Source organism: Rhodococcus sp. NPDC003348, assembly GCF_053589375.1.
In genome coordinates, this window is sequence record NZ_JBSFRT010000051.1 from 12,952 (window position 1) to 39,524 (window position 26,573).

Consider the following 26,573-nt stretch of genomic DNA (forward strand, 5'->3'; position numbering starts at 1 on the left):
AAGCGGCTGTGCCGCCCGTGCGCGGTTCGCGGGTCCGTGGACTCACCAACCGCGCACGAGCAGGGACGCCTCCCGCTCGCGGGGGACGGAGCCGCCTCTAGTCGGCGGCGTACTCGGCTTCGCGTTCGATCTCGCGGACCGCGGCCGCGGGGACGCCGACCGGGCCGGGGGAGTACGTCACCGAGGTCAGGTCGCCCGTGTAGCGGAACGGCCCGCGGCGCGCGCGCAGATCCCACGACACCGGCCCGCGCGCGTCGACGCCGACCGAGATGCCGGTCCACGGCGCCATGCCGACGAGCTGCACCTGGCCGAGCAGTTCGGCCGCTTCGGCGCCGTCGACCCGGATCGTGAAGTCCCAGCGCAGTCGCGGCGCGACGACCGCGGACACCTCGATCACCCGGGCAGCGGCCGGGAGCGGACCGGCGTCGACCGATGTGTACCGGCCGTAGCTGTTGACGCCGAACACCAGGTGCCCGTCCTCGACGTACAGCAGGTAGCCGCCCTGCACGTCGCCGTGCGCCACCAGCACCCCCTCGTCGCCCGCAGAGTAGCCCGCGGAGTCGCCCAGCTCGACACGGATGTCGAAGTCCCGGAACGAGATCAGCTTCGACGAGCGGTACCGCTCCAGGGTCGGGGTCCCGGGCAGGATTCGCACCGGGCGCGCCAGGGCCTGCTCGGCGGGCCGGCGAGTGAACAGTCCGGCCGGGGTGACCAGCGGGAACACCGTGTTCGCCCATGCCGACTCGTCCCACGCGGCGGCGAGTTCGGCGACCTTCTCCGGATGCCGGTCCGCGAGGTCGTGGATCTCCGTGGGGTCGGACCGCACGTCGAACAGCTGCCACTGCGGATTGTCGACGTCGAGGCCGGGATGCAGCGCGAGCAGCTTCCAGCCGTCCCGGTAGAAGCCCCGGTTGCCCACCATCTCGGTGTACTGCTCGGTGTGCGTGCTTGCGGCGGTCCGGTCCCGCAGCAGCCCCGACGCGTCCACCCCGTCGAACGTCTCGACCGGCAACCCCTTCCGCTCGGTGGGTGCCTGGACCCCGGCGAGGGAGAGGAGCGTCGGGGTGAGGTCGGTGACGTACGCGAACTGGTCCCGGACGCCGTTGTCCCCGGACTCCTTTCGCAGTCCCGCCGGCCACGACAGGACGAACGGCACCCGCACCCCGCCGGCGAACGACTGGCCCTTGTAGAATCGGAACGGGGTGTTCGACGCCTGTCCCCAGCCACGTGGGTAGTGCACACCCAGCCTGGCCGACCCGATCAGCGACTCGTCGTGCGGCACGTCGCCCACCCACTCCGGATCGGGAACGTGGGCGAACTCGGCGAAGTAGCTGCGGGTGCCCTCGGGGCCGCCCTCCGCGGTGCCGCCGTTGTCGGACGTGAAGACGACGATGGTGTTGTCGAGTTCGCCGAGTTCCTCGAGGGTGTCGAGGATCCGGCCGACGGACTGGTCCACCGAGTCCACCATCGCCGCGTACACCTCCTGGTACCTCGCGAAGCGGGCCTGCTGATCGGCGGTCAGCGAATCCCATTCGGGCACGTCGAATCCGGCCTCCACATTCCGTGGAACCTGCTCGGTGCCCTCCGGGAACAGTCCCTGCGCGAGCTGGGAGGCGAAACGGTTCTCCCGCACCGCATCCCATCCCTGCGCGTACCGGCCCCGGTACTTGGCGATGTCGGAGTCCTTGGCCTGCAACGGTCCGTGCATGGCGACGTGTGCGAAGTAGAGGAAGAACGGCTTGTCCGCCTCGTGGGCGCGCAGATCCTTGATGTACGAGACGGCCTTGTCGGTCAGGTCGTCGGTCAGGTAGTAGCCCTCCGGGTACTCGCCGACGTCGACGGCCGAGTTGTCCGACACCAGCTGGTTCGGATGGAAGAACGAGTTGAGTCCCTCCAACGAGCCGTAGTAGCGGTCGAAGCCGCGTTGCGTCGGCCACGAGTCACGGCTCGCGCCGGGACGGATGTTCGCGTCCCGCACCAGGTGCCACTTGCCGACCGCGTAGGTGGCGTACCCACCGGCCCGCAGGATCTCCGGCAGCGTCTGGATGCCCTCGGACAACTCCAGGCGCAGGCCGGGGAAGCCGGGATCGGCGTTCGCGACGAACCCGTAGCCGGCCCGGTGCGGGTTGACCCCGGTCAGCAGCGCTGCCCGCGACGGTGAGCACAGCGGGGTCGTGTGGTAGTTCGTCAACCGCACGCCCGAGGCGGCGAGCCGATCGAGATTCGGGGTGTCGATCTCGGACCCGAACGGTCCGATGTCGCTGAACCCCATGTCGTCGATCAGGACGACGACGATGTTCGGTGATCCCGGCGTGGCCGAGGGGGTTTCGGGCCAGGACGGGATCGAGTCGTCGATGGTGCGGCCGATGCGGCCGGGGAAGCCCTCGTAACCTCGGGCGTGCGGCGGAACGGTCATCAGCCGGCGACCCGGACCGGGGTGTCGATGGACGAGAAGTGCGAGGCGTCGCCGGCGACGATCCTGCTGCGCTCGCCGTGGATGTTCACCGGCACGTCACCGGCGAGGGTGATCCTGGTGAGGCGGCGGCGCTGGCCGTCGTAGTCGTCGATCGCGTAGTGCTGGGTGGCCCGGTTGTCCCAGATCGCGACGTCGCCGGGCTCCCAGTTCCAGCGGGTGGTGTTCTCGAGCTTGGTGACGCGCGCCTGCAGCAGCTGGAACAGGGCCTGCGACTCAGTGGTTCCGAGGCCGACGAAGTTCTTGATGAAGTGACCGAGCAGCAGCGTGCGCTCGCCGGTTTCGGGGTGCACCCGGACCACGGGGTGCTGAGTCTCGTAGTAGGTGGACTGGAACTCGCGGCGGTACTCCGCGGTGTTCGCGTTGATGTCCTCGGCGGCACCGGCCGCGTAGTCGTAGACGTTGGTGTGCGTGGCCCACAGGCTGTCGACCAATGCCCTGAGCGGCTCCGGGAGTGCTTCGTAGGCCGCGGTGGTCGACGCCCAGGTGGTCGAGCCGCCGTAGGTGGGCAGGACGTCGGCGCGAAGGATCGACGCCTTCGGGATCCGGTCGACGAAGGTGACGTCGGTGTGCCAGCTGTTGGCGCGACCGTACTCGGAGTCGATCGGCAGGATCTTCTCGCCCTTGGAGGTGACGGTGGGGTGCGCGGTGGTCGGCTCGCCGAGCAGCTGGGCGAACTCGTACTGGGAGTTCTCGTCCAGGTGGTGCTGGTCGCGGAAGAAGATCACCTTGTGGTCGAGCAGGGCCTTCCGGATCAGCGCGACGGTGGCCGGGTCGAGGTCGCCGCCGAGGGTGACGCCGTCGATCCGGGCGCCGATGTGGGCGCCGAGCCGGGTGACGGACGGGACGGTCGTCTCGCTCTGCCGGGAGGCGAAATCGATGGACATGAAGGACCTTTCGTCGTCGCGGGTGAGGATTGGTCGTTGCTGCTCTCATGGAACAGCTGCGGGTCCCGCGGGCCAAGGCTTTCGGTCACGGTGATCGCAAACCACGGGCCGGGTCGTCACCGATGGCGGGGATTTCCCCTCGTGTCGGGGAGAATTCGGGGGTATTTCCCCTCGCTTGCAGGAGAATTCGGTGGGTGTTAACTTGACGCCCATGACTACAGGCCGACCGTCCCCGATGCGGGTCACCTACGTGACCGCCGCTCTGGGTTCTCGTCTGCCTCTTGCGCGGGAACTCTGTTGTTCCCCCTGCGGTATCTCTCGCTAGTCCGCGCTGCCATCCGCCTCCCCCTCCACCCGGTGTTCCGCCGGGTGTGACGGTGTGTGGGGCCCTGACGCACTCCGCGTCGTGCCCGGATCTGTTCGCAGCGCTCCCGACCGTAGGTATGTCCCCGTGGGGACGAAGCGCAAGGAACTCGTGTGTCCATCTCGACTCTGCCGTCCACCGTCCACCCGCGTCCCACCGCTCACCGTGCCGCACGCGCTCCGCGTCGCGCACCGGGACGCACCCAGATCGTCCGCCCCGAGCTGCGGATCGGCGATTCCCCCGCCGCTGCCGTGTTCCGGGTCGCCTGCTCGCAGGGACCCATCTCCCGTGACACCGCCGCCAAGACCACCGGGCTGAGCACCGCGACCGTCAACCGCCAGGTCGCGGCCATGATCGGTGCCGGCCTGCTGCGTGAGCGTGCGGACCTGACCGCCTCCGGTGTGGTCGGGCGTCCGCGGGTTCCGTTCGAGGTCAACCACGAGCCCTACCTGACCGTCGGCATCCACATCGGCGCGGTGGTCACCGGGATCGTCGCCAGTGACATCCGAGGGCGGATCCTCGGTGGTGTCGAGATTCCCACCCCGACCGGCCCGCAGGACCTGGCTCTCGCCCAGATCACCAGCAGTGCGCGGATGTTCGTCGGCCGCTGGCATCGCCGCCGGCCGCTGTGGGTGGGTGTCGCGCTCGGTGGGCGGGTCGACGGTGACAGCGGGCTCGTCGACCATCCGCGGCTCGGCTGGACCGAGGCGCCGGTCGCCTCGATCATCGGCAGCGGGCTCGGACTCCCGGTCTCCGTCGCCCCGCACGTGGAGGCGATGGCCGCGTCCGAGCTGCTCCTGGCACCGCAGCGTCCCGGCGACGATGTCGCGGCCGGCACCGGACTGTACTTCTACGCCCGCGAAACCGCCGGAGTCGCAATGACAATCGACGGACGCGTGCACACCCCGGCGAACGGGCCCGGCTCCATCGTGCACCTGCCGACCGGCTCGTCGGCGCTGTGCTCGTGCGGTTCGCGTGGCTGCCTCGAGGCGACGGTGAGCGATCGCGCGACGATCGCCGCGGCGCGTGACGCGGGCATCCTCGACGGGTCCGACGACCGCCCGGGTATCGCCGCGGTCTACCGGGCCGCGGCCGGAGGCTCGCTCGCGGCACACGAACTACTGGTCGAACGGGCGCGTGTCCTCGGCCGGACGGTGGCGATGCTGCGGGATCTGTTCAACCCGGACCGGGTGATCCTCGGCGGCCAGGCCTTCACCGAGTACCCCGCCGGCATCCCCCACGTCGCGGAGGCGTTCGCCCGCACATCCAGCTTGGTCCGCAAGGACATTCGCATCACCGGCTTCGGCAACCGGGTGCAGGAGTTCGCGGCGGGTGTCGTCTCGCTGAGCTCCCTCCACGCCGACCCCCTCACTTCCATTCGAAGGACATCCATCCAGTGAGCACTTCACCTCACCTCACGCGCCTCGACCGGCGCACCTTCTTCCGCGGCGCGGGCCTCACGGCAGTGGCGGTCCTCGGCACCGGGCTGCTCGGCGCCTGCTCCTCGGCCGTCGAAGAGCAGAAGGCCGGTGCCGCAGGCACCGGCACCCCCACCCGCGGCGGAACGCTGAAGGCCGGGATCACCGCCGACGTCCTGCCTGCGACCTTCCTGACCAACACCCTCGGCGCGACCACCGTCATCGGGCTCGCCTACGACAGTCTGATCTCGTACCCGACCGACAAGGTCGAGCCGCAGCCGCGGCTGGCGACCGGGTGGACGCTCGCGGAGGATGGGAAGTCGCTCGCCCTCGACCTGCGCGAGGATGTCACTTCCACAGCGGCCGGCCGTTCACCTCCAAGGACGCCGAGTTCTCCATCCGGACCTACGCGGACCCGAAGTGGACCGCGCAGCTGCGCAGCACCGCCGCCGCCGTCACCGGCTACGACACCAGCGACCCGCACAGGCTGGTGCTCACCTTCGCGCACCCGCTCGGAAACATCTTCGACCTGCTCGACACCGTGCCGATCCTCGACAGCGAGTCCATCGACAAGCTCACCGCCGGTGAGGCATTCATCGGGACCGGCCCGTTCAAGCTGACTTCGAGGACCCCGAACGCGTCGCTGACGTTCGAGCGGAACGAGAACTACTGGATCCCGGAGCGGCCGTACCTCGATCGAGTCGAGGTGTCGGTGATCGAGGACGCACAGGCGCTGCTCAGTTCGCTCAAGTCCGGGCAGGTGCAGGTGGTCAACGGGCTGAACTACCGCGACGTCGAGACCCTCGGCAAGACCGCCGGTTACCAGGCGATCCCGCTGGAGGGCGCCGAACTGCAGGTGTATGTCGGCACCAACGTCACACACCCGGCACTCGCCGACGTGCGGGTGCGTCAGGCGATCGCGTACGCGCTGGACCGCGACCGCATCGTCACCGAGGTGTTCCGCGGGTCCGGCTACCCGGTGAATCTGCCGTGGCCGAAGTCGTCCCCCGCCTACGACGAGGTCCGCAACTCCACCTACGGGCTCGACGCGGCGAAGGCGAAGCAGTTGCTCACCGAATCCGGTGTGGCCGTGCCGAACCTGCCGTTGACGTACCAGGCGGGCAATCCCTTCCACGAGGCGGCGGCACAGATCGTGCAGGCGAACCTGGCCGAGATCGGCATCGGCACCACGCTCGATCCGCAGGAGGGCGCGACGTTCGTCAAGAACCTGATCGGCGCCCAGTTCCCCGCGCTGTGGCTGACCTTCCACTCGTGGGCGCAGTACGTGCCGTCCACGCTGACGGTCAGCGCCTACCCGTTCAACGCCCACAAGAACGCCTCCCGGTTCGACAGCCCCGAGTACATTGCCGCCGCGGACGCTGCCTGGCAGGTGCCGGACGGTACCGGGGCACAGGCCGTCGCCGCGTACCGAACCGTCAGCGACGAACTGCTCGACAACCTGTTCCTGATCGAGATCGGCGTCATCCTCAACCAGATCGCGGCCGCCGAGACGGTGCGCGACATCGGGTGGACGAAGCGGTCCGAGATCCAGCTGACCGACACCTATCTGACCTGACCCCGAAAGGAGCCCTCATGGTGCGCTATCTGGTGCATCGGGTGCCCTCGGCAGTCGCGGTCCTGGTGTTGGCCTCGCTGCTGATCTTCTTCGTCCTGCGTCTCGTGCCGGGTGACCCGGCGACCAGTCTCGCCGGTCCGGATGCCACGCCGGAAACGATTGCCGTGGTGCGGCATTCGCTCGGGCTGGACCGGTCCGTCCCGGCTCAGTACCTGTCCTGGATCGGCGACATGGTCACCTTCGACCTCGGCAGGTCCTACGTCCTCGGCGGGCGGATCACCGACCTCGTCGGAACTGCCCTCGTCAACACCGTGGTGCTGTCCGGGGCGGCGCTGCTGCTCGCGCTGGTGGTGAGCCTGGCGCTGTCCGTCGCCGTCGTGGTGTGGCCGAGCCGATGGCTGACCGGGCTCGTCGCCGGCTTCAACACCCTCGCCGTCGCACTGCCGACGTTCGTGACCGGCGTCCTGCTCGTGCTCGTGTTCGCGGTGCTGCTGCCGGTGCTGCCCTCCGGTGGGATCCCCCCGGGGGGGTTCCTGGCCCGGCCGGACATCTCGCTGCAGTACCTGGCTCTGCCCGCGGTGTGCCTGGGGCTGCCGGTCGCCGCCGCGCTCACCCGGTTCCTCACCGAGGCACTGCGGACCGAGATGCGGCAACCGTACATCCTGACCGCCCGCGCGCTCGGGGTGTCGCGGTGGAACCTGGTCACCCGCAGCGCGTTACGCAACGCGCTGCCGACGATGCTGACCGTGCTCGGACTGCAGACCGGGCAGCTGCTCGGCGGTGCGGTCCTCGTCGAGGCGATCTTCGCGTGGCCCGGCATCGGGCAGCTGATCGAACAGGGCATCAGCCGGCGTGACTATCCGGTGGTGCAGGTGCTGCTGCTGATCGCGGTGTCGGTGTTCGTGATCGTCCAGCTGCTCACCGACATCGTGCACGCCTACCTGGATCCGCGGATCCGGATCGGAGGAGCATCGTGAGCGTGTCCGCCCTCGACAGCGTCGCGGTCGCCGACCGGGGGTTGCCCGATCCGCCGTCACGGCGCCGACCCACGATCGTCGCCCTCACTCGTAGCCAGGGACTCGTCGGAGTGCTCCTCGTTCTCGTCGTCGCGATCGCGGGTCTGCTGGCCCACTGGCTCGCGCCGTTCGGTCCGAACGAGCAGATCGCCGGGGCCAACCTGCTCGGACCGAGCGCCGAGCATTGGTTCGGTACCGACGAGGTCAACCGCGACGTGTACTCCCGGGTGTTGCACGGTATCCGGATCAACCTGCAGATCATCCTCGTTGCCGTGCCCGTGGGCGCGCTGCTGGGATCCCTGCTGGGGCTGCCTTCGACGCTGCACCCCGCCGCGGACGTGGTTGCGCAACGAGCCTTCGACGTCGTGCTCGCGTTCCCCGCACTGATCCTCGCCATCGCGCTGGCCGCGGTTGTCGGACCGGGTGCGATCACTGTCGGGATCGTCATCGTCGTCGCCGAGATCCCGGTCTTCGGGCGAACCGTCCGCACCCAGGTGCTCCGGATCCGGGAGTTGCCGTTCGTGGAGGCGTCCGAGGTGATCGGGGCGTCGCGGTGGTGGACGCTGCGCACCCACGTGCTGCCGAACGCCATCGAGCCGCTGGCCGTGCAGCTGGCGCTGTCGCTGTCGGTTGCGGTGTTCGTCGAAGCGGCCATGAGTTTCATCGGGATCGGGGTGCGGCCTCCCGAGCCGTCCCTGGGCTCGATCGTCGCCGACGCCGTCCCGAACCTCGACGCCAACCCGATGTTCGCGATCGGCCCCCTGGCCGTCATCGCGGCGCTGGTCCTCGGGTTCCTGCTCATCGCCCAGGCCCTCGGCTCGGCCCGTCGGGCCTGACCTTCCCTGTACCCCGCTGCCGTTTCGGCGCCATGGAGTCGCCTCCGCCGGGTGGGCGCAATGTCACATCGTGCGCGTTGAACGCGTCGAATGTGACATTCGGCCCGCCGGGGCGGCAGCGGGGAACCAATCGACAGGAGTACACGACGATGACCGAGACGATTCTCGACATCGCAGACCTCACGATCCGGTTCGGTCCGGATGCCCCGCCGGTCGTGTCCGGGCTCGACCTCACCGTCGACGCCGGCGAAATCGTCGCGCTGGTCGGCGAATCCGGATCCGGGAAGTCGATGACCGCGAAGGCGGTCCTCGGATTGCTGCCCGGCGGCGCGGAGGCGCGCGGCTCGATCCTGCTCGGCGGCGACCAGATCGTCGCGGCCTCCGAGGCGGACCTCGCCCGGCTGCGTGGCACCCGTGCGGCGATGGTCTTCCAGGAACCGCAGACCGCGCTCAACCCCGTCCAGAAGGTCGGCTGGCAGATCGCGCAGGCGCTGCGGTCGCACGGCAGGATCTCGCGGTCGGACGCCCGCGACCGGGCGATCGAACTGCTGCGCCTGGTCGAGATCCCTGACCCGGACACCCGCGTCGACTGGTACCCGCACCAGCTGTCCGGTGGGCAGAAGCAGCGGGTGGTGATCGCACTCGCACTGTCCGGGAACCCGGATCTGCTGATCGCCGACGAGCCGACGACCGCGCTCGACGTCACCGTGCAGGCCGAGATCCTCACCCTGCTGCGGGCCCTGCGCGACGAGCGCGGTACCGCGATCCTGCTGATCACCCACAACATGGGCGTGGTCGCGGACATCGCCGACCGCGTCGCGGTGCTGCGTCGCGGCGAGCTCGTCGAGGACCGCGGCGTCCACGACCTCTTCTCCGCCCCGCGGGAGAAGTACACGAGGCAACTGCTGGCGGCCGTCCCCCGACTGCCCGAGGACGACGCGGACGAGCACACCCCGGCCGCGCAGTCGCCCGAGGCGCCGGTGCTGTCGATCCGTGACCTCGACGTGGTGTACCCGGCCAGGTTGGGCAACAGGGAGTTCCACGCACTGCACCGGGTGAGCCTCGATGTCGCGGCGGGGGAGGTACTCGGACTGGTCGGCGAATCCGGTTCCGGCAAGACCACTCTCGGACGCGCTGCGCTCGGGGTCGTCAAGGCGACGGGCGGTTCGGTCACGTTCGACGGCACGGACATCACCACGGTGTCGAGGCGGGAGCTGCGGGGGCTGCGCCGCGGCGTCGCACTCGTGCACCAGGATCCCGCCGCGTCGCTCGACCCGCGGCGGAGCATCGGGGACTCGATCGCCGAACCGCTGGTCGTGCACAGGTCCGCGTCGGGGGCGTTGCTGCGGGCCAGGGTCGCGGAACTGCTTGACTCGGTGCGGCTGCCCCGCGCGTTCGCCGAGCGTCGCCCTGCCGAACTGTCGGGCGGTCAACGGCAGCGGGTCGCGCTGGCCCGCGCGCTGTCCCTTGCGCCACGACTGCTGGTCGCGGACGAGCCGACGAGCGCGCTGGACGTGTCCGTGCAGGCCGAGGTCCTCGCCCTGTTCGCGGACCTGCGCGACGAGTACCGCTTCGCCTGCCTGTTCATCAGCCACGACCTCGCGGTGGTGCACCAGGTCGCCGACCGGGTGGCGGTGCTGCGGCGCGGCGAGATCATCGAGACCGGACCCACCGCCACGGTTTTCAATCGGCCACACGCGGAGTACACGCGCGGACTGCTGGACGCGGTGCCGCTGCCGGATCCGGAACTGCAGCGTCGCCGCCGTACGACCGAGGCGGTGCTGTTCGCGGTCGGCTGAGCGCGGGTTCCCCAATGTCACATCGGGGAACCTCAGGTGAGCCGATGTGACATTGGGGAACCAGGGCGCGGCGGGTCAGCGGGGTAGGGGCGGGGCGTCGGCGGCGTCAGGGGCCGCGCCGCGCCGGGTCGTCTCGGCGCGGGCGCGGTCCAGGCCGCCGTGTTCGAGGGCCGCGAGCGACGACGTGCCGGACCAGATCTCGCGGCCGTCGCGCCGCACCGCCACCGACATGCGGGCGCCGAGGTGTTCGATCGCGCCGGGGACGTTGCGACGCTCGGCGGGCAGCGGCACGGGCAGAACGTGGGCGTCACCGAGTGGTCCTGAGCCCTCGACGCAGACGGTCCACCGCGGGCTGCGGCCGCGGATCGTCCACGTGTCGTCGGTGACGGTGGCGCGCACGTGCCGCGGATGGCACAGGCGCAGCACCCGGCCGCCGGGCAGTCGGACGACGACGGCCGTCGTCTCCGTACGGAGCGGGCCGACGTGCACCTGGCCGCCCGCGAACGCCACACACGCGTCCGGCTCGGTGAACCCCTGCGCCTGCCCCCACCACCAGGAGTCCGGGAAACCGCCTCGGCCCCAGTTCTTCTCCGCATACACCTGGGCGCCGGTGAGGTCGACACGTCGATCGCCGAGCACCGCGACCCCCTCGGCCCGGCCGCCGAGCAGCCACGGGTGCCAGTACTGGTTCAGCGCGGGAACGGCGTGGAAGGGGCCGGAACCGCCGAACATCCGACGAGGCCACGGCACCGGGTCGACGACACGGACGTCGAGTCGGGCGTCGGGGCCGAGGTCGACCCGCAGCCGGCCTGGGTCGCCCGCGAACGCGGCACCGGCGGCCGCGCCGAGCCGGCGCGGGTCCGCGAACCCGTCCGGGTGGGCCGCGGTGCGCAGGAATCCGCTCGGGTGCCCGGCGAGGCCGAGCGTCGCCCAGTGGCCGGTGGGGGAGCGGTTCACCCCGCACAATGCGATCACGACCTCCCCGGAGCCGGGGACGGTGAACCGCCAGAAGTAGCCCTCCATCGCGACGTCGTGCGCGCGCAACGGATCGCCGAACGGCAGATCGGCGCCGCTCCCTCGGTACGCGCTGTGCGGCCGAAACACATGGTCGCCGTGCAACCGTGTCATGCGGACACGGTAGCGGTGATTCAGGAGACGAGCACGGCCTGCGACTGCGTCACCTGCGCGACCAGGCGAGCCTCGTCGTCCCGCACCTCGATGGTGATCGCGATGGTGGACCGGCCGACGTGCAGGGGGCGGGCGGTCGCGGTGACGGTGCCCTTGCGGACCCCGCGGGTGAAGACGGTGTTCGAACTTGTCGTCGACGTCGCGGCGCCGGGAGGCAGGTTGAGGAACGCGCACACCGCGCCGACACTGTCGGCGAGCGTCATCACCGCGCCGCCGTGCATTCCGGCGCCGGCGGTGGTGCGGTGGGAGTCCCAGTCGAGGGTGCCGACGGTTTCGTCGGGTGCGGCCGCGGTCAGCGCGACACCCGTGTGCACGGCGAACGGCATCGAGGCGATCAGCTCATCCAGGTCCATGTCCGGATGCTAGCCGCGTTGCGTGTCGGACACGGGCGCCGACGCGCGGCCGACCCGCGGCTGCGAGCCGGTTCACCGGGGCAGCAGATCACGCCCGGTCGCGGAGTGTGTACCGCACCTGCGGCCGGCCGGCGCGGCCGTACTCGGTCTGCCGTTCGAGGACTCCGTCGTCGGCGAGCCGTTCCAGGTAGCGCCAGGCCGTCACCCGCGACACCCCGATTGCCGAGCCGACCTCCGCGGCGGTCATCGGGCCGTCGCCCTCGCGCAGGCAGCGGGCGACCGCGTCCAGGGTCCGTGGCGCAATGCCTTTCGGGCTCGCCGACGCGGGTGCGGCGCCGCGCAGGGCGGCCATCGCCCGGTCGATGTCGTGCTGGCCGGCGGCGGTCAGCGGGCCGCGCTCGTCGGCGATCGCGGCGCGGTAGGCGATGTACCGGTCGAGCTTGTCGCGCAGCCCCGCGAAGGTGAACGGCTTGAGCAGGTACAGCACGACGCCACGCGCGACCGCTGTCCGCACCACTTCGAGTTCGCGGGCCGAGGTGACGGCGATGATGTCGGGGCTCGGCCGGAGGGTGCCCAGTGCAGCGGCGACATCGAGGCCGCTCGTGTCGGGCAGGCCGATGTCGAGCAGCACCAGGTCGATCGGCTCGCCGCCGCGCACTGCCTCCTGCGCCACCCGGACCGCCGCATTGCCGGTGTGCACGACGTCCTGGACGGTGAATTCGGGTAGCCGGTCGAGGTATTCGCGGTGTGCCTGCGCGATCAGCGGCTCGTCCTCGACGATCAGGACCCGGATCATGTGGCGCCGCCGGGACGTTCGAGCGGGATCTCCGCGATGATCAGCGAACCCAGCGACGGCTCGGTGCGCAGGGTGCCGCCGTACCGGGCGACGACCTGCGCGACCAGCGCCAGCCCCAGTCCGTGATGTTCGGCCTTGGTCGACCAGCCGCGAGTCATCGCCCGCGCCAACGTCTCCGGCACCATCCCGGGTCCGCTGTCGGCGACCTCGACGAACATGGTCGAGTCGTCCTGACGCACCGTCACCTCCACCCACGGTTCGTCACCGCCGCGAGCGGTATGGGTGTCACCGCCGCGGCTCGCATCGATGGCGTTGTCGACGAGGTTGCCGACGAGCGTGACCAGGTCCCGGGACCGCAGCGGCGTCGCACCGAGGGCGGTGTCGTCGGTGACGGTCAGCTCGACCCCGCGTTCGGCGGCCGACGCGACCTTGCCGATCAGCAATGCTGACAGCGCCGGGTCGGTGACGGCGGCGGTGAGCCGGTCGACCAGGCCCTGTGACACTCGCAGTTCCTCGGTCGCGAACGCGACCGCCTCGTCATGGCGGCCGAGTTCGACCATCGTGACGATGGTGTGCAGCCGGTTCGCGGACTCGTGCGCCTGGGCGCGCAGCGATTCGGCGAGACCGCGCACCGAGTCCAGTTCGCCAAGCGCGGAACGCAGTTCGGTGCGATCACGCAGCGTCACCACCGTGCCGATGCGCCGCCCCTCCCAGTACAGCGGGTCTCGGCCGACGACCAGGACCCGGTCGGCGGTGACGTGCACCTCGTCCCGGGTGTCGCCGTCGCCCTCGTCGGTGGCGAGGGTGCGCAGCGTCTCGGGAAGGGTCTCGAAGGGCACCGGGCCGTGGGCGGGGAGCCCGAGCAGCCGGCGGGCCTCGTCGTTGACCACGTCCACGCGGGGCGGACCGGAACCGTCGGTGCCGAACACCAGCAGCCCCTCGCCGATCGCGTGCAGCACCGCGTCGTGGTGCTCGTACATCCGCCGCAGCTGGTCCGGCGCCAGCCCGAGCGTCTGCCTGCGCAGCCGCCTGGCGATCAGGTACACACCGGCCGTGGAGACCAGGAGTCCGAGCGCGACGATGCCGAGCAGTCCCGGCAGGCCGGTCCGGAACTGCTCCCAGATCTTCTGCCGGGTGACCCCGACCGAGACGAACCCGACGAGCGCACCGGCCGGGTCGTACACGGGCGCGACCGCCCGGATCGACGGGCCGAGGCTGCCGGTATAGGTCTCGCTGAACGTGTGTCCGGCCCGGGCCGGCGCGGTGTGGCCGGTGTAGGGCCTGCCGATCTGCTCGGGGAGTGGGTGGGTGAGCCGGATCTCGTCGAGGCCCATGATCACAACGAAATCGACACCGGTCGCGGTGCGGATGGCCTCGGCCCGTGGTTGCAGCGCCGCGGTCGGGTCCGGCCCGACGATGCCGGCCGCGACGCCCGGGTCGAGGGCGGTGGTCGCGGCGACATCGGTCACCGACCGGCGGGTCGCGGAGTCCGCGTCGCGCCGCTCGTCGACCGCGAACAGCACGCCCGCCACCAGCACGACCACCGCCAACGCCACCGTCTGCACGAGCAGCAGCTGCCGGGCCACGCTCATCGGTTCGCGACGTCGCCTCACCGGTCGATTGTCTCAGCCACAGCGCCGACCGCCGGCCCCGTCTTCTCGGGTGAGCGGGTTCACCGATGAACACAATTCACGCAACCTTCAGTGTGCGGTGACCGGGTACCACGATGTTCGAAGAGGTGAGGTGACCCCGGACACACGACGCGACGCCCGTGCGGCGCGCGGCCCGTGGGAGCCCACCGACCTTCCGCATCACAGTGAGGCAATCACCATGAGCAGCTCCATCGGCGCGCCGTCGAAACGTCGGGACCGCACCCACTGGCTGTACCTCGGCGTCGTGATCGCCGTCGTCGCCGGTGTCCTCGTCGGGTGGCTGGCGCCGGAGGTGGGCAAGTCCCTCGGCATCCTCGGCACCACGTTCGTGTCCCTGATCAAGATGATGATCGGGCCCGTCATCTTCTGCACCATCGTGCTCGGCATCGGCTCGGTCCGGGCCGCTGCAAGCGTCGGCCGGATCGGCGGCCTCGCTCTCGTCTACTTCCTGGGCATGTCCACGGTCGCCCTCGGCATCGGCCTGGTCGTCGGCAACGTCCTCGAACCCGGTTCCGGGCTCTCCGTCACCCCGGACATGGCGAGCAGCGGCGCCGCGCTCGCCGACAAGGCGCACGAGGCGGGCGGCACCGCCGAGTTCGTCGCGTCGATCATCCCGACATCGCTGTTGTCCGCGTTGACCGACGGCAGCGTGCTGCAGGCGCTGTTCGTGGCGCTGCTGGTCGGCTTCGGCCTGCAGGGCATGGGCAAGGCGGGCGAACCGATCCTGCGCGGCATCGGGCACGTGCAGAAGCTGGTGTTCAAGGTCCTGTCGATGATCCTGTGGCTGGCGCCGATCGGTGCGTTCGGGGCGATCGCCAACGTCGTCGGGCAGACCGGGCTCGGCGCCGTCGTGCAGCTCGGCGCGCTGATGCTCGGCTTCTACCTGACCTGCCTGGTGTTCGTGTTCGGCGTGCTCGGCACCCTGCTGCGTGCGGTGGCCGGGGTGTCGATCTTCAAGCTGGTGCGCTACCTGGCCCGCGAGTACCTGCTGATCTTCGCGACCTCCTCGTCCGAGTCCGCCCTGCCGCGTCTGATCGCGAAGATGGAACACCTCGGTGTGCAGCGCACCACCGTCGGTGTCGTCGTGCCGACCGGCTACTCCTTCAACCTCGACGGCACCGCGATCTACCTGACGATGGCCGCGATCTTCATCGCCGACGCGCTGGACCAGCCGCTCGCGCTGACCGAACAGCTCTCGCTGCTGGTGTTCATGATCGTCGCGTCGAAGGGTGCGGCCGGGGTCAGCGGCGCCGGCCTGGCCACCCTCGCGGGCGGCTTGCAGAGCCACCGCCCCGACCTCGTCGACGGGGTCGGACTGATCGTCGGCATCGACCGGTTCATGTCCGAGGCGCGGGCAGTGACGAACTTCTCCGGCAACGCCGTCGCGACACTGCTCATCGGCACCTGGACCAAGACGGTCGACGGCAAGCAGGTGCGCGAGGTGCTGGACGGCCGGAGCCCGTTCGACGAGGAGGCGTTCGCCGAGGGCGACGACCCCGCCCGGGAGCCGGTCGGCGCGGAGGTCGATCCGCTGCCCGCAGCGCCGAAGGCGCTCGACCGGTCCGCGCCGAAGGCGCTCGATCGGTCCGCGCCGAAGACCCTCGACCGGGTCTGATCGACCGGTGCGCGGACCCGGCGCCGACGGCGGTCCGGGTTCGCGCACAATGTGGCTCATGGCACTTCGCGAAGCACACGGCATCGACGGCACCTCCCTCGCCTATCGCGTCACCGGACCGGACGGGGCGCGCCCCCTGGTCCTGCTGCACGGGTGGGCGCAGTCGATGAACTGCTGGGGACCGCAGGTGCTGGACGCGCTGGCGCGGCGGTACCGGGTCATCGCCGTCGACCTGCGCGGACACGGCTACTCCGGAGTGCCCGACGCGGGCTACGACGATCCGAAGAACTGGGCCGGGGACGTCGCGGCCGTCCTCGCCGCCGAGGGGATCGAGAGCGATGCGGTTCTGCTCGGCTGGTCCTACGGCGGCCTGGTGATCGCCGACTACCTCGCGCAGCACGGCACCGACGCGGTCGCCGGCATCGTCCTGGTCGGCGCGATCACCAGCATCGGCCGGGGGCAGAAGGGCGGCCGGGTCGGCACCGCGATGCGCGAGGCGATGCCGGCGGCGCTGTCCGAGGACCCGCGCGAGGCGATCCGGGCGCTCGGCAGCTTCGGTACCGCCCTCACCGGGGCGGCTGAGGGGGTCGGCGCCGCGTCGCAGGCACTGTTCGGCACCAGCCTCTCCACTCCGCCGCGGGTACGGGCGGCGCTGTTCGGACGGGAGATCGGGCACGACGACCTGCTCGCCGCGCTCGACGTCCCCGCGTTCATCCTGCACGGCACCGCCGACTCCGTCGTGGACGTCTCCGCGGGCAGGCACGCCGCCGAACTGATCCCGAAGGCCACGGCCTCCTACTGGGAGGGCTGCGACCACGGCCCGTTCGTGGAGGATCCCGCGAGGTTCGTCACCGAGGTGCGCGACTTCGTCGACGGGCTGGCCTGATGCGCCTGTTTGGAGGGCGCCGGCGCGGGCAAGGCAAGATGGAGTCGTGACGCCTGCGCAGAATCACCGACTTCGACGGGTGGCCGTCCTGTCGGTTCACACCTCGCCCTTGGCTCAGCCGGGGACCGGTGACGCGGGCGGGATGAACGTCTACGTGCTGCAGAGTGCGCTGCAACTCGCCCGGCGCGGCATCGAGGTCGAGATCTTCACGCGCGCCACCGCCTCCGCGGACGCGCCGGTGGTCGAGGCGGCGCCCGGGGTGTTGGTGCGCAACGTGGTCGCGGGCCCGTTCGAGGGACTCGACAAGCACGACCTGCCGACCCAGCTGTGCGCCTTCACCGCGGGGGTGCTGCGCGAGGAGGCGCACCACGAGCCCGGGTACTACGACCTGATCCACTCGCACTACTGGCTGTCCGGGCAGGTGGGCTGGCTGGCCCGGGACCGATGGGGTGTCCCGCTGGTGCACACCGCGCACACCCTCGCCGCGGTCAAGAACGCCGCTCTCGCCGACGGGGACACCCCGGAACCCGCCGCCCGCCAGATCGGCGAACAACAGGTGGTCGCCGAGGCGGACCGTCTGATCACCAACACCGGCGACGAGTCCGCGCAGCTGGTCGACATCTACGGCGCCGATCCCGGTCGTATCGACGTCGTCGCTCCGGGCGCGGACCTGACGCGGTACCGGCCGGGGGACGGCGCCGCCGCCCGCACCGAACTCGGTCTCGACGCCGACGAGCTGATCGTCACGTTCGTCGGCCGTATCCAACCGCTGAAGGCGCCCGACGTGCTGCTGCGGGCCGCCGCCGCGCTGCACGAGCGCGAACCCGGGCTGCCGCTGCGCGTGCTGGTGGTGGGCGGGCCGTCCGGCACCGGCCTCGACCGCCCGGACTCGCTGATCGAACTGGCCGCGGATCTGGGCATCACAGCGCGGGTGACGTTCCTGCCGCCGCAGCCCCCGGACCGTCTGGTCCAGGTGTACCGGGCCTCCGACATCGTCGCGGTCCCCAGCTACTCCGAGTCGTTCGGTCTGGTCGCGCTCGAGGCGCAGGCCAGCGGCACCCCGGTCGTCGCGGCCGACGTCGGCGGCCTCGGCGTCGCGGTGCGGGACGGCCACAGCGGGCTGCTGGTCTCCGGGCACGACACCGACGACTGGGCGAACGCGCTGCGGACCGTCCTGGTCGATGCGGACCTGCGGGCGAAGATGACCAGGAACGCGCCCGTCCACGCGGCGAACTTCTCCTGGGAGCACACCGCGGACGGACTGCTCGACAGCTACCACCGGGCGGTCGCCGGATACCGGCGCAACCCCGACCTGGCCCCGCGGCGCGGCCGCGGCATGTGGAAACTGCGACGACTGGGAGGGGTTCGGGCATGACCGCCGTGACCGAGACGGCCACACTGATCGAGGCCGCGTTGACGGAACGTGAACTCGAATACACGCGGCCCGCCCCGCACCAGTTCGTCGTCGAACTGCCCGGTGAGCACAAGCTCAAGACCAGTTGCCTGCTCACCGTCGGCAACCACGGGGTGCGGGTCGAGGCGTTCGTGTGCCGCAAACCCGACGAGAACTTCGAGGGCGTCTACAAGTACCTGCTGCGCCGCAACCGCCGGCTGTACGGGGTGCACTACACGATCGACAAGATCGGGGACATCTATCTCGTCGGGCGGATCAGCTCGCACGCCGTCACCGGGGACGAACTCGACCGGGTGCTCGGTCAGGTCCTGGAGGCCGCCGACGGCGACTTCAACATCCTGCTCGAACTCGGCTTCGCGAGTTCCATTCGCCGGGAATGGGATTGGCGCGTCTCGCGGGGTGAGTCACTGAAGAATCTCGAACCGTTCCGGCACCTCGTCGAGGAGGACGGCGGACAGCCCGGCCTCCGCTGATCGTCCGTCGCGCGGCGGCCCCCGGCGGTGAGACGGATCGCCGCGCGGCCGAGGCGACCGCGGTGGAACTGCTCAGCCGTACAGTGCGGTGATCCGATCGGAGAAGTTGTCGACCACCTTCTTGCGCTTGAGCTTCATGCTGGGGGTGATCTCGCCGTTCTCGACGGTGAGTTCGCGCTCGAGGATCGTGAACCGTTTGATCTGCTCCCAGCGGTTGAGTCCGGCGTTGAGTTGGTCGACGTAGCCGCTCATCATCGCGATGGTCGTTCCGGAGGCGGCGATCTCGCGCAGCGGTGTGTCGCCCATCCCGTTCTGGACCGCCCATTCGGCGACGGCCTCGCCGTCGAGGCTGATGAGGGCCACACAGTACGACTTTCCCTCGCCGTGCACGATGATCTCGCCGACGTAGGGGCAGATGCCCTTGAACGTCGCGGCGATCGCGGACGGTGCGACGTACTTGCCGTTGGACGTCTTGAACATGTCCTTCTTGCGGTCGGTGATCCGCAGGTAGCCGTCGGCATCGATCGTGCCGATGTCGCCGGTGTGGAACCAGCCGTCGGCCTCGAGCGCCTCGGCGGTCGCGTCCGGGTTGTGGTGGTACCCGCTCATCACACCGGGGCTCTTGAGGAGGATCTCGCCGTCGTCGGCGATCCTCACATCGGTGCCCGGGATGGGCCACCCGACGGTCCCGAACCGGTACGCGGACGGCCGGTTCACCAGCGACGCGGCGCTGGTCTCGGACAGGCCGTAGCCCTCGAGGACGATGATGCCGACCGCGTCGAACCATTGCGCCACATCGCGATCCAGCGGAGCGGAACCGGAGATGAAGAACTTCAGACGACCACCGAACCGGTCACGGATGGTCCTGAACACCAGTCGGTCGGCGATTGCATTCTGGGCTTTCTGCATGCGCGACAGCGGCTTTCCTGCCTGGCGTGCCTTCGACACGTCGAGTCCGACGCCGATCGCCCAGTCGAAGATCCTCTTCTTCACGCCGCCCTCGGCCTCCACCGTCCCGACGATGCGGGCGTATGCCTTCTCGAAGATGCGCGGCGCGGCACCCATGAACGTCGGCTTCACGATCGCGAGGTTGTCGACGATCCGGTCGACCCGGCCGTCGACGGCGGTCGCGAAACCGATCTGCAGCGGCAGCGTCAGTAACACCTTGCCGAACACGTGCGAGAGGGGGAGCCACAGGTACTGCAGGTCGTCGGCGTCGAGGATGCCGACAGCGTCGATCGAGGCGGCCTCGTACGTCCACGCGGAATGCGGTAGGCGCACCCCTTTGGGCCGGCCGGTGGTGCCGGAGGTGTAGATCAGGGTGGCGAGACTGTCCGGGGAGATACCGGCGATTCGCTCGTCGACGGCAGTGGGACGCTCGTCGAGCAGGACCTCCCCGATCCGTTCGAGCTGGTCGAATCCGATGACCCAGTCGTCGTCGGGCGCGGTGCCGTCGATGAGTACCACTCGGTGCACGTCGGGCAGTTCTGCGCGGTGCTCGCGGAGTTTCGCGAGCTGCGCCTCGTTCTCGGCGACGACGACACGGCTGCCCGAGTTGGAGACGATGAACGCGACATCCGACGCCGTCGTCGTGGGATACACCGTGGTGGTGGCGGCTCCTGCGCACATCACCGCGAGGTCCGCGAGCACCCATTCGTACCGGGTCGCGGAGGCGAGTGCCACCCGCTGCTCGGGTTCGACGCCGAGCGCGATCAGCCCCGCGGCGAGGGTCCGGACGCGTGTGCCGACCTCGGACCACGTCACGCTGGACCAGTCGTCGCCCGCGGGATATCGGAATGCTTCGGATGTCGGTGTCGCTGCCACCCGATCGACGAACAACTGGGCAACCGACGGCGCCCGCTCCTCGATCTTGGACCAGTCCACGACCTCGTCTGACGCGCGCGAAGCTGTCATGTTTTCGAGTCTAGGAACTCGGCCGAACCTCGACCGGGAATTCATGTCACGGTTTCGCGGCAGAACCAGTGGCACCGTGCTCCCGGCCGATGCCGGTGATGCCGCTCGCGTGACGGGGTGACGCCGGCCGAACCGCTGGCCAGGGTCGGTGCCACCCGCTCCGGCATATCCTGAATCCGGAGGTGACGCCCGATTGTCGCCGATCCCGGTGCGGCAGCCGGAGTGTGTTGTGTGATGACGGATCCGTTGCGAACCCGGCGCGACGAGGCATCCAGCGTTGTGGCGGAGCTGAGCGACGCGGGATTCGAGGATGCCCAGGTCATCGGGCGAGGCGGATTCGGCGTGGTGTACCGCTGCCGCCAGCCGTCCCTCGATCGCCTGGTTGCGGTGAAGGTCCTCGCAGGCGACCTGGACGAGGACAACACGGAGCGGTTCCTCCGCGAACAGCGGGCGATGGGGCAGCTGACCGGACATCCGAACATCGTGGCCGTCCTGCACGTCGGGGTCATCGCGGGCGGGCGGCCGTATCTCGTCATGAGGTATCACCCGCAGGGCTCCCTGGAGGACCGAATCCGGCGGCAAGGCCCGTTGTCCGTCGAGGACGTGTTGCGGCTCGGTGTGAGGATCGCAGGTGCGCTGGCGACCGCACACCGCGTCGGCATCATCCATCGTGATGTCAAGCCCGGGAACATCCTCGTCACCGACTACGGCGAGCCGGCGCTGTCGGATTTCGGCATCGCTCATCTCACCGGTGGATTCACCACCGTGACCGGAAGTGTCACCGGGTCCCCGGCCTTCACCGCGCCGGAGGTACTCGGTGGGCAACCGTCGACACCCGCATCGGATGTGTACAGCCTCGGTGCGACACTGTTCGCCGCCTTCACCGGCCATGCCGTGTTCGAGCGGCGCGAGGGCGAGGACGTGATTGCCCAGTTCATCAGGATCGCCACCGCGCCGGTTCCCGACCTACACGAGCTGGGTGTGGCGGGTGACGTCGCCGAGATCGTCGAACGTGCCATGGCGCGGAATCCGGATGAGCGCCCGTCCGCGATCGAACTCGGTGAGCAACTTCAGCGATTGCAGGAAGGGAGGGGCCTGCGCGTCGACGACCTGGCCATGCCGAGCACGGAACAGGCACCTTCGGGCGACGATCCCGAACTGTCCGTGTCGGGTGCCGGCCGCACATCCGGCGCGGGACCCCGCTCCGGCGAGAAGTCGTCGGTCCGCAACGCGAACCTTCCCGCCGAGGTGTCCAGGTTCGTCGGGCGACGAGCAGAGGTGGCCGAGGCGCGGCGGCTGTTGGCGCGCTCGCGGCTGGTGACGTTGACCGGTCCGGGCGGTGTCGGCAAGACCCGGCTGGCACTGCGCGTCGCCCAGAAGAGCCGACGCGATTTCGCCGACGGGGTGTTCCTGGTCGAGCTGGACCAGCTGCAGGACGGCACGCTCTTGCCCGACGTGGTCGGAAACGTGCTCGGGGTCAGGTCCCAGACCGCGCGGCCACCGACCGAGGTGCTGGCCGAGTTCGTGGCGGTGCGCGAGTTGCTCTTGGTCCTCGACAACTGCGAGCACCTCACGGATGCCGTGGCGGGTCTCCTGCAGGAGCTGCTTCGTGCGAGCCCGAAGACGAGAGTGCTCGCCACCAGTCGGGAAGCGCTCGGGATCGGGGGAGAAGCGTTGATGCGCGTGCCCCCGTTGAGCTTCCCTGGGTCGGACGAGCACGGTGGCATCGTCGCATCGGGTGACGCGGTCGATCTCTTCGTCGACCGGGCTCTCGCCGCTCTACCCGGCTTCGAGTTCGATCAGAGCTCTGCGTCGACCGTGGCCGAGATCTGCCGGCGCCTGGAGGGCGTCCCATTGGCGATCGAGCTTGCCGCGGCGCGGCTGCGAGTGATGTCGCTCGACCAGATCTTGCATCGACTGACCGATCGTTTCAGCTTGCTCGGTCACGGAAGCCGGGCCGTGCCGACCCGGCAGCAGACCCTGCGCGGATCCATCGACTGGAGCTACGACCTGTGCACCACCGAGGAGAGAGAGGCATGGGTGCGCCTGTCCGTGTTCGCGGGCAGTTTCGAACTCGACGCCGCCGAACAGATCGGGAGATTCGGTGCGGAGGAGAACTCCGATGTACTCGACCTGCTGACCGCACTGATCGACAAGTCCATCCTGACGCGCGAGGACTGGGGCGGCGGCGTGCGCTACCGGATGCTGGAGTCACTTCGTGAATACGGCTGGGCGAAGGCCGATCTGGATGTCGGACATGTGGCGCTCGCGCGTCTCCACCGGAACTGGTACCGGCAGCTGGCAATGGACTCGGCAGAAGGGTGGATCGGTCCCGAACAGCTCGACTGGGTTGGCCGACTCGGCCGCGAAGAAGCCAATCTTCGGGAGGCGCTGGAGTGCGCACTGGGTGCGGATTCCGGCGACGTCCCCGCCGAGTTCGCGCTGGAGTTCGCAGTTGCGCTTCACCCGTTCTGGTTCTCGACCGGCCGGCTCGGCGAAGGGCGCTACTGGCTGGGGCGTGTCCTCGAGCCCGATGGCGAGGTGCCATCGGCCGTGCGCGTGAAAGCGTTGTGCAACAGCGCACTTCTGGCGGATCTTCAGGGCGATGGCGAGACGGCGAAGGTGTTGATTGCGAAGGCCCGGTCTCTCGGCGACCTGGTGTCGGATCCGATCGCGCGCGCCTACGTGGATCTCGCCGACGGGCACCATTCGGTGTTCGCAGGTGAGTTGTCTCGTGCGGACGAATTCTTGACGGCGGCCGTGGAGGCACTCACTGCGCGGGGAGATCTGCAGGCGCAGGTGATGGCGCTGATGACGATCGGCTGGGCGCGGGAGTCTCAGGGCGACGCCGAGGGGGCCGCGGATTGCTACGGCAGGGTTCTCGCCGTCACCGAACCCCGATCCGAGTCGGTGTGGAGGTCATACGCCCTGTGCGGCATCGCGATCTCGGCGTGGCGCATCGGAGACGTCGACCGGACGCGCGACGCAGCGCGACAGGCGCTGCAGATGGCCCGGTCGCGGAGGGACTTCCACCTGGTGTCGGTGTGCCTGGAAGTCCTCGCCTGGGTTTCCTTGGCGGACGGTGACACAGGGCGCACCGCCACGCTGCTGGGCGCGGCGCAGGCGCAGGGACACGCAGGGGGCTCGGTCGTGGTGGTCCCGAACATGCGTGCACATCACGACGACTGCGAGAACCGTGCGCGGTCCGCACTGGGCCAGAAGGTGTTCGAGGAAATGCACGACCAGGGCGCAGCGTTGAGCTTCCGCTCCGCGATCGAACTCGCTTTGGGCGAGCGGACCCGACCCGCCGCGACGAGCGCCGAATCGGCGAGGGTCCTGACCAGGCGCGAGCGTGAAGTGTCCGAGCTCGTGGCAGAGGGCCTGACGAACAAGGCGATCGCTGCTCGACTGGTGATCTCGCCTCGGACCGTGGACGGTCACGTCGAGCACGTCATGACCAAGCTGGGTTTCTCGTCTCGCGCACAGATAGCGGCGTGGGTCGTCGAGCAGAGGGACCGCTGATCCGGGTTCGCACCGGACCGACGGGTCGGCAGCGGACCGGCCCCGGCCGTAGACGGGTCGGCTGTACCCACGGGCGCACGCGGTCGTGTCGCCCCGGGAGGGCGGTGGCGGCTGCCAGGGTGTGCCCGATCGCTCGTGAGCCGCCGTGCGACCGGCGCGGACGAGCAACCCCGGCATCGACCGTGAGGACGTGTTGAAGTAGATTCGGGACACTGAGCGCGCGCTTAGTTCTGTACCCGGACGAGGAGTGGTCCCGTGAGCTTCAAGAGCCCCTACGCCGATGTCGAGATCCCGAACCTCGGTCTTTACGACTTCCTGTTCGGCTCGATCGCGGAGGCGGACCTGGACCGGGTCGCCCTGATCGACGGCCGAACCGGTGCGGAGACCGACTACCGCACGCTGATCGCGAAGATCAATGCCGTGGCCGGGGCGCTCGCGGCACGTGGGTTGCAGGTCGGGGACGTCGTCGGGCTGCACTCGCCGAACTCGCCCGAGTTCGCGATCGCCTTCCACGGCATCCTGCGCGGCGGCGGCACGGCGACCACGATCAACGCGCTCTACACCGCCGCCGACATCGCCAAGCAGCTCAAGGACTCCGGCGCGACCGCGCTGTTCACCGTCTCGCCGATGCTGGCCCAGGCGGTCTCCGCCGCCGAGCAGGTAGGCATCCCCGCCGAGCGCGTCTTCGTGCTCGACGGCGCCGAAGGGCACCTGTCGCTGGCGGACCTGATCGCCGAGAACGCCACCGCCCCCGCCGTCGACTTCGATCCGGCCACCCAGGTCGCGGTGCTGCCGTACTCGTCCGGCACCACCGGTAACCCCAAGGGCGTCAAGCTCTCTCACCGGAATCTGGTCGCGAACGTCTGCCAGATCCGGCCCCGACTCGGGGTCCACGCCGACGACCGCGTCCTCGCTCTGCTGCCGTTCTTCCACATCTACGGCCTGACCGTGCTTCTCAACGCCTCGCTGTACCAGCGCGCCAGCCTGGTCACGATGGCGAAGTTCGACCTCCCCGCGTTCCTGACGCTGGTGTCGGAAAAGAAGTGCACCTACGTCTTCGTCGCACCGCCGGTCGCGCTGGCCCTGGCCAAGCATCCGATGGTCGACGAGTACGACCTGTCCAGCGTGCACACCATCCTGTCCGGGGCGGCCTCGCTCGACGAGGAACTCGGCAAGGCCGTCGCGACCCGCCTCGGCCTGCGGGTGCTGCAGGGCTACGGCATGAGCGAGCTGAGCCCGGTCAGCCACAACCTCGCGTACGACGAGGAGGGTGTGCCGCTCAGTTCCGTCGGCAAGCCGGTCGCGAACTCCGAGAACAAGATCGTCGACCCCGGTACCGGCGAGGAGATCGCGGTGCCGGCGGAGGGTCGCAGCGAGCCCGGCGAGTTGTGGGTCAAGGGCCCGAACGTCATGCTCGGCTACCTGAACAACGACGCCGCGACCGCCGAGACCCTGGACGCGGACGGCTACCTGCACACCGGCGACATCGCCGTCGTCGATGCGGACCGCAACGTCTACATCGTCGACCGGCTCAAGGAACTCATCAAGTACAAGGGCTACCAGGTGCCGCCGGCGGAGCTCGAGGCCCTGCTGCTCACGCACCCGAAGATCGCCGACGCCGCGGTCATCGGCGTCCTCGACGACGAGGGTGAGGAGGTGCCGAAGGCGTTCGTCGTCCTGCAGCCCGGCGCGGAGCTGACCGAGGGAGAGGTCATCTCCTTTGTCGCCGGGCGGGTCTCGCCGCACAAGAAGGTGCGCCGGGTGCAGTTCATCGACACCGTTCCGAAGTCCACGGCGGGCAAGATCCTGCGCAAGGATCTGCGGGCCGCGGAGGCGCGGGGTTAGTTCTCGTCGGGTCCCGTCACAGGGCGCCGTTGTCTGATTCAACCGGACGACGGCGCCCTGGTCATTCACGGGTGGTCCGTCGCGATCGTGGGAGAGGAATGTGCCTCCCGAGCGGATTGAGGTCGGCTGACCGCGCGAAAGTACTGACATCGAGCCCATTCTTCGCTAGAATTCGAACATCAGTTCGATGACGCCGGGGGGTGACGAGCAGATGGACGAACACCTGACAGTGCTCGCCGCCGCCGTCGACGACCTGCTCGCCGACCCGCTGACCGGGCTCACCGACGACGAGGTCATCGACGCGTTGCAGCGGATTGAAGTGACGCTGAGGAAGGCATCCGCGGTCGGACACCGGCTGATCGTCGAGACGGTGGAGCGGTCGATCCCTGGAAACCTGCACTGCCGATCCGTGAGCGAGTTCCTCACCCAAACCCTGCGTATCTCCGGCGCGGACGCCGCCCGACGAGTCAAGGGCGCGAACAAGGTCGGCACCTGGCACACAATCGGCGGCGACCCGATGGATGCGGTTCTGCCGGTCACCGCGCA

The 26,573-nt window shown here is 69.7% G+C and carries 19 protein-coding genes; 12 read left to right on the top strand and 7 right to left on the bottom strand.

From position 1 onward, the window contains the following. Positions 1-97: 97 nt before the first annotated feature. Both ACWDU4_RS24885 and ACWDU4_RS24890 read right to left on the bottom strand, forming a co-directional pair. Entirely contained in the window at positions 98-2,416 is a 2,319-nt protein-coding gene (locus ACWDU4_RS24885; protein WP_450116616.1) for an arylsulfatase, read from the bottom strand. Beyond that, positions 2,416-3,360, bottom strand: a complete 945-nt coding sequence (locus ACWDU4_RS24890; RefSeq protein WP_450116617.1) for a TauD/TfdA dioxygenase family protein — start codon at positions 3,358-3,360, stop codon at positions 2,416-2,418. Before ACWDU4_RS24890 ends, ACWDU4_RS24885 begins: the two co-directional genes overlap by 1 nt. A 477-nt stretch (positions 3,361-3,837) precedes the next feature. On the opposite strand from ACWDU4_RS24890, the gene ACWDU4_RS24895 reads away from it, so the two are divergent. From ACWDU4_RS24895 to ACWDU4_RS24915, 5 genes are all read left to right on the top strand, one after another. After that, positions 3,838-5,124, top strand: a complete 1,287-nt coding sequence (locus ACWDU4_RS24895) for an ROK family protein (RefSeq protein ID WP_450116618.1) — start codon at positions 3,838-3,840, stop codon at positions 5,122-5,124. A 313-nt stretch (positions 5,125-5,437) separates the two neighbouring features. Beyond that, on the top strand, positions 5,438-6,718 hold the full coding sequence (locus tag ACWDU4_RS24900) for an ABC transporter substrate-binding protein (RefSeq protein WP_450116619.1): 1,281 nt from the start codon (positions 5,438-5,440) through the stop codon (positions 6,716-6,718). A 17-nt stretch (positions 6,719-6,735) separates the two neighbouring features. Then, positions 6,736-7,695 carry an ABC transporter permease gene (locus ACWDU4_RS24905; RefSeq protein ID WP_450116620.1) on the top strand — a complete coding sequence of 320 codons (960 nt, stop codon included), beginning with the start codon at positions 6,736-6,738 and terminating at the stop codon, positions 7,693-7,695. After that, on the top strand, positions 7,692-8,570 hold the full coding sequence (locus tag ACWDU4_RS24910) for an ABC transporter permease (RefSeq protein ID WP_450116621.1): 879 nt from the start codon (positions 7,692-7,694) through the stop codon (positions 8,568-8,570). The genes ACWDU4_RS24905 and ACWDU4_RS24910 overlap by 4 nt, the downstream gene beginning before the upstream one ends. 149 nt (positions 8,571-8,719) lie before the next feature. Beyond that, positions 8,720-10,369 carry a dipeptide ABC transporter ATP-binding protein gene (locus ACWDU4_RS24915; RefSeq protein WP_450116622.1) on the top strand — a complete coding sequence of 550 codons (1,650 nt, stop codon included), beginning with the start codon at positions 8,720-8,722 and terminating at the stop codon, positions 10,367-10,369. A 75-nt stretch (positions 10,370-10,444) separates the two neighbouring features. Here ACWDU4_RS24915 and ACWDU4_RS24920 read toward each other — a convergent pair whose 3' ends face one another. The 4 genes from ACWDU4_RS24920 to ACWDU4_RS24935 all read right to left on the bottom strand — a co-directional run bounded on the left by ACWDU4_RS24920 (position 10,445) and on the right by ACWDU4_RS24935 (position 14,298). Continuing rightward, positions 10,445-11,497, bottom strand: coding sequence for a tocopherol cyclase family protein (locus tag ACWDU4_RS24920; RefSeq protein ID WP_450116623.1), 1,053 nt, complete (start codon positions 11,495-11,497; stop codon positions 10,445-10,447). Between the two features lie 20 nt (positions 11,498-11,517). Beyond that, positions 11,518-11,910, bottom strand: a complete 393-nt coding sequence (locus tag ACWDU4_RS24925; protein WP_450116624.1) for a PaaI family thioesterase — start codon at positions 11,908-11,910, stop codon at positions 11,518-11,520. An 88-nt stretch (positions 11,911-11,998) separates the two neighbouring features. After that, positions 11,999-12,706, bottom strand: coding sequence for a response regulator (locus ACWDU4_RS24930; protein WP_450116625.1), 708 nt, complete (start codon positions 12,704-12,706; stop codon positions 11,999-12,001). After that, positions 12,703-14,298 carry a sensor histidine kinase gene (locus ACWDU4_RS24935; protein WP_450116635.1) on the bottom strand — a complete coding sequence of 532 codons (1,596 nt, stop codon included), beginning with the start codon at positions 14,296-14,298 and terminating at the stop codon, positions 12,703-12,705. Before ACWDU4_RS24935 ends, ACWDU4_RS24930 begins: the two co-directional genes overlap by 4 nt. Positions 14,299-14,536: 238 nt before the next feature. On the opposite strand from ACWDU4_RS24935, the gene ACWDU4_RS24940 reads away from it, so the two are divergent. Genes ACWDU4_RS24940 through ACWDU4_RS24955 form a run of 4 tightly spaced genes read left to right on the top strand, consistent with a single transcriptional unit; the run spans position 14,537 to position 18,746 of the window. Continuing rightward, positions 14,537-15,973, top strand: a complete 1,437-nt coding sequence (locus ACWDU4_RS24940) for a cation:dicarboxylate symporter family transporter (protein ID WP_450116626.1) — start codon at positions 14,537-14,539, stop codon at positions 15,971-15,973. A gap of 58 nt (positions 15,974-16,031) precedes the next feature. Next, positions 16,032-16,859 (top strand): alpha/beta fold hydrolase, encoded by an 828-nt coding sequence (locus ACWDU4_RS24945; RefSeq protein ID WP_450116627.1) that lies wholly within the window; start codon positions 16,032-16,034, stop codon positions 16,857-16,859. A gap of 46 nt (positions 16,860-16,905) precedes the next feature. Then, positions 16,906-18,234, top strand: a complete 1,329-nt coding sequence (gene mshA, locus ACWDU4_RS24950; protein WP_450116628.1) for a D-inositol-3-phosphate glycosyltransferase — start codon at positions 16,906-16,908, stop codon at positions 18,232-18,234. Further along, the gene (locus ACWDU4_RS24955; RefSeq protein ID WP_450116629.1) at positions 18,231-18,746 is read left to right on the top strand and encodes a YbjN domain-containing protein; all 516 of its coding nucleotides are present in this window, start codon (positions 18,231-18,233) and stop codon (positions 18,744-18,746) included. The genes mshA and ACWDU4_RS24955 overlap by 4 nt, the downstream gene beginning before the upstream one ends. 72 nt (positions 18,747-18,818) lie before the next feature. Here the strand turns inward: ACWDU4_RS24955 and ACWDU4_RS24960 are convergent, their stop codons facing one another. Continuing rightward, positions 18,819-20,660 carry an AMP-dependent synthetase/ligase gene (locus tag ACWDU4_RS24960; protein WP_450116630.1) on the bottom strand — a complete coding sequence of 614 codons (1,842 nt, stop codon included), beginning with the start codon at positions 20,658-20,660 and terminating at the stop codon, positions 18,819-18,821. 234 nt (positions 20,661-20,894) lie between these two features. On the opposite strand from ACWDU4_RS24960, the gene ACWDU4_RS24965 reads away from it, so the two are divergent. The 3 genes from ACWDU4_RS24965 to ACWDU4_RS24975 form a co-directional block, all read left to right on the top strand. Further along, positions 20,895-24,182, top strand: a complete 3,288-nt coding sequence (locus tag ACWDU4_RS24965) for a protein kinase domain-containing protein (RefSeq protein ID WP_450116631.1) — start codon at positions 20,895-20,897, stop codon at positions 24,180-24,182. Positions 24,183-24,437: 255 nt separating this feature from the next. After that, entirely contained in the window at positions 24,438-26,027 is a 1,590-nt protein-coding gene (locus ACWDU4_RS24970; protein WP_450116632.1) for an AMP-binding protein, read from the top strand. A 187-nt stretch (positions 26,028-26,214) separates the two neighbouring features. Next, positions 26,215-26,573: DUF222 domain-containing protein (locus ACWDU4_RS24975; protein WP_450116633.1), on the top strand; the 359-nt coding region annotated here is incomplete at its 3' end.

What these genes read in the sequence shown, in the direction of transcription:
- ACWDU4_RS24885 (WP_450116616.1), bottom strand. Translation starts at nt 2,416, where the DNA reads ATGACCGTTCCGCCGCACGCCCGAGGTTACGAGGGCTTCCCCGGCCGC.
- ACWDU4_RS24890 (WP_450116617.1), bottom strand. Translation starts at nt 3,360, where the DNA reads ATGTCCATCGATTTCGCCTCCCGGCAGAGCGAGACGACCGTCCCGTCC.
- ACWDU4_RS24905 (WP_450116620.1), top strand. Translation starts at nt 6,736, where the DNA reads ATGGTGCGCTATCTGGTGCATCGGGTGCCCTCGGCAGTCGCGGTCCTG.
- ACWDU4_RS24915 (WP_450116622.1), top strand. Translation starts at nt 8,720, where the DNA reads ATGACCGAGACGATTCTCGACATCGCAGACCTCACGATCCGGTTCGGT.
- ACWDU4_RS24920 (WP_450116623.1), bottom strand. Translation starts at nt 11,497, where the DNA reads ATGACACGGTTGCACGGCGACCATGTGTTTCGGCCGCACAGCGCGTAC.
- ACWDU4_RS24925 (WP_450116624.1), bottom strand. Translation starts at nt 11,910, where the DNA reads ATGGACCTGGATGAGCTGATCGCCTCGATGCCGTTCGCCGTGCACACG.
- ACWDU4_RS24930 (WP_450116625.1), bottom strand. Translation starts at nt 12,706, where the DNA reads ATGATCCGGGTCCTGATCGTCGAGGACGAGCCGCTGATCGCGCAGGCA.
- ACWDU4_RS24935 (WP_450116635.1), bottom strand. Translation starts at nt 14,298, where the DNA reads ATGAGCGTGGCCCGGCAGCTGCTGCTCGTGCAGACGGTGGCGTTGGCG.
- ACWDU4_RS24940 (WP_450116626.1), top strand. Translation starts at nt 14,537, where the DNA reads ATGAGCAGCTCCATCGGCGCGCCGTCGAAACGTCGGGACCGCACCCAC.
- ACWDU4_RS24945 (WP_450116627.1), top strand. Translation starts at nt 16,032, where the DNA reads ATGGCACTTCGCGAAGCACACGGCATCGACGGCACCTCCCTCGCCTAT.
- ACWDU4_RS24955 (WP_450116629.1), top strand. Translation starts at nt 18,231, where the DNA reads ATGACCGCCGTGACCGAGACGGCCACACTGATCGAGGCCGCGTTGACG.
- ACWDU4_RS24960 (WP_450116630.1), bottom strand. Translation starts at nt 20,660, where the DNA reads ATGACAGCTTCGCGCGCGTCAGACGAGGTCGTGGACTGGTCCAAGATC.
- ACWDU4_RS24965 (WP_450116631.1), top strand. Translation starts at nt 20,895, where the DNA reads ATGACGGATCCGTTGCGAACCCGGCGCGACGAGGCATCCAGCGTTGTG.